This is a genomic window from Arthrobacter sp. I3, from assembly GCF_000520575.1.
Taxonomy (GTDB): Bacteria; Actinomycetota; Actinomycetes; order Actinomycetales; family Micrococcaceae; genus Arthrobacter; species Arthrobacter humicola_A.
Genome location: NZ_KI914927.1, coordinates 200,071 through 201,594 on the forward strand (window position 1 = coordinate 200,071; position 1,524 = coordinate 201,594).

The 1,524-nt window shown below is 66.4% G+C and carries 1 pseudogene; it reads left to right on the plus strand.

The annotated features are described in order from the left end of the window. Nucleotides 1-439, plus strand: a pseudogene (locus tag Y706_RS25210) (trans-aconitate 2-methyltransferase); the annotation flags it as partial. Nucleotides 440-1,524: the final 1,085 nt, after the last annotated feature.

Below are 1,524 nucleotides of genomic sequence, written 5' to 3' on the forward strand. Positions count from 1 at the left end.
GCTGCCACTATGGCTCGATGCCCTCAAGCCGGGCGCCTGGTTCGCGCTGCAGGTGCCGGGGAACTTCAACGCCCCGTCGCACACCCTGATGCGGGAGCTGGCCGATTCCCCGGCCTGGGCGGGGCGGCTCGCCGGGGTGCTCCGCCACGACGACGTGGTGGGGGAGGCAGCGGAATATCTGGAGATCATGCTCGACGCCGGTTGTGCCGCCGACGCCTGGGAGACCACGTACCTTCAGCTGCTCCCGGGCGCCAACCCCGTTTTGGAGTGGGTCCGCGGCACCGGACTCAGGCCGGTCCTCGCGGCCCTCCCCGACGACGAGGCCAGGAAGTTCGAGGCCGAGTATTCGGCACGGCTGGACGACGCATATCCGGCAGGCCGGCACGGGACGGTCTTCCCGTTCCGCCGCACGTTCGCGGTGGCGCAGAAAACCGGGTAGGCGGCGTGTCTGCCGCATGACACGAAGCACTCCTGAATGGGGCTTACAATGACGTGGCGGTGTGGGGCGGCCGTTAGGCTGATCACCATTCCGGGCCCTGGGCTAGTAATGGAGGTTCAGTGCTTATAGGCCTGATGTCGCGGCTGTTGTCCGCGCATAAGGGGACCGTGCTGGCCATCGTCGTGCTGCAGCTCGTGCAAGCCACCGCCAACCTGCTCCTGCCCACCCTGAATGCCGCGATCATCGACGACGGCATCATCGGCGGGGACACCGGGGAGATCCTCCACCTCGGGGCCTGGATGGCCGGAATCGCTGCCGTCCAGGTGATCACGGCCGTCGCGGCCGGATATCTGGGCGCCGTGGTCGCCATGGAGATCGGCGGCCAGCTGCGCGGGGAGCTCTTCGCGAAGGTGCAGTCCTTCTCATCCCAGGAGGTGGGCCTTTTCGGTGCGCCCAGCCTCGTGACCCGGGCCACCAACGACGTCGCCCAGATCCAAAACCTCACACTCTTTCCCTACACGACGCTCTTCCGATCTGTGGCGATCTTCATCGGCGGCATCGTGCTGGCCGTGCACCAGGACGTGGTGCTGTCCTGGATTGTGGTCGTGGTGATCCCGGTCCTGACGGTGATCATGACGGTGATCGTCCGCCGCCTGATTCCCCTGTACCGCCAGGGCCAGGGCCTCCTGGACCGGATCGGCCGGGTGCTGCGGGAGCAGATCATCGGTGCGAATGTCATCCGCGGCTTTGTCCGGCAGGACCACGAGGTCCGCCGGTTCGATGAAGCCAACAAGGACCTCACCCGGAACAATCTGCAGTCCGCTCTCCTCGTGGCGGCGATGATGCCGATGATCATGTTCGTGGTCAACATCTCGTCCGTGTTCGTGGTGTGGTTCGGCGGCCATCGCATCGACGCCGGCGAAATGCGGCTGGGGGCGCTGACGGCGTTCATCGCCTACATCCTGCAGATCCTGATTGCCATCATGATGGCGATGTACGTCTTCATGACCGCCCCCCGGGCGGCGGCCTGCGCGGAACGGATCCGCGAGGTGCTGGACACGGAACCGGCCATCGCGGATCCGGCC